The sequence below is a fragment of the Paenibacillus intestini genome (assembly GCF_030803945.1).
GTDB lineage: Bacteria > Bacillota > Bacilli > Paenibacillales > Paenibacillaceae > Paenibacillus > Paenibacillus polysaccharolyticus.
This window is the reverse complement of record NZ_JAURUN010000028.1, coordinates 1-1,367: the sequence shown is the minus strand read 5'-3', so window position 1 is coordinate 1,367 and position 1,367 is coordinate 1. Positions and strand designations below refer to the sequence as shown.

The window sequence follows — 1,367 nt, the reverse complement described above, 5'->3', positions numbered from 1 at the left end:
CGGTTCAACCCCTTAATATTGGACACTAGCTAGCTTTTTCTCAGATTGACGCATCATAACGCAATGGATTTGGGTTCTATGGTTCCTTCGTTGACCAGGCGCAGGTAATCTGTCGGCGACCAGTCGTGTAGACTGCCGTGAATACGGTCTTTGTTGTAATAACGGATGTATCGATCTACCTCGGAAAAGGCTTCTTCGTAGCTTTCGAAACAATGTCGCTGGTAACACTCACGTTCCAGAACACTATGAAACGATTCAATAAAAGCATTTTTATTCGGTGTTCGAACGGGTGTCCGCTCATGCTCTAAACCTGCTTCTTCACAGAAGTTATAAAACGCTTTGCTTATAAACTGAGGGCCGTTATCGGTACGAATCACGAGCTTTGGCTCGGTTTTAGGGATACGTCGTGTTACCATAGCCTGCCGGAGCGTATTCAAGATGCTCTGCGTGTCGCAGGCTTTACCTCGATGGTGAGCGACGATTCGGCGATCAAAAACATCAATAATACTTGCGAGGAAAAAGTGCCGGCGTTTCCCTGCAACATAACCGTACTTGATATCCATCTGCCACAATTGGTTAGGCCCATCTACCGTTCGGTTATTAGCTACTTTTCTCGGTACAGTATGCGTTCGTTCGCGCTGAGGGAGAAGGATACAGAGAGACTTACAGAGCCGATATACCTTCTTTTTGTTAATCACCAAGTTGTATTTCCGGCGCAACAACACGGTTAGTTTTCGGTAGCCAAACGCCGCATCCGGCCCTTGGATCAAACGACGAAGAAACCCGAAAATCCGAGTGTCCGAGATACGCTTCCCCTGCTGGTTGTAAGAGTATCCAGGGATTTTTCGTCCGCTACTTATGGGTTGCTGGCGTTCAGGGTGTTTCAAGTGATAATAGTATGTTGAGCGAGGGACATCGCAGATCCGAAGCACCGTACGGACAGGATATCCTCGCTCAATCCAACCTATCGCGGTTTGTAGTCGGGGTACTTTTTTTTAACGAGATCCTTGAGAATCTGGTTCTCTAATTCTTTTGCGCCGAGAAGTTTCAAAGCTTCATCGTATTTCTCTTGTAATTCTTGATAGTTGGCTGCATCTTGCTGTATTTGTTGCGTTTCTTTTTGTTTTTTAGCCACCAGTTCCCCCACCTCATCTTCATATTGACGAACCCAAGTCGTCAGCGTTTTAGGAGACATGCCGTACTTTCGTGCCACGACCTCTGTCCGGAGGCCAGAAAGCACCTCTACGACATACTCCTTTTTCGCCTCAACCGGGCATCTAAATCGTCTTTTCATGAACACTCTCCTCATTTCATTTAGTGTATCTGAGGTAGCTTCGAGTGTCCAATTGGATTAGGGGGCTTTAAAG

At 46.5% G+C, this 1,367-nt stretch carries 2 protein-coding genes; both read right to left on the bottom strand.

The window, feature by feature from the left end:
- Positions 1 to 53 precede the first annotated feature (53 nt).
- Complete coding sequence (locus J2T16_RS28725) at positions 54 to 959, bottom strand: IS3 family transposase (RefSeq protein ID WP_336122791.1); 906 nt, start codon at positions 957 to 959, stop codon at positions 54 to 56.
- A 5-nt stretch (positions 960 to 964) separates the two neighbouring features.
- Positions 965 to 1,294 (bottom strand): transposase, encoded by a 330-nt coding sequence (locus J2T16_RS28720; protein WP_221791733.1) that lies wholly within the window; start codon positions 1,292 to 1,294, stop codon positions 965 to 967.
- Between the last annotated feature and the right edge of the window lie 73 nt (positions 1,295 to 1,367).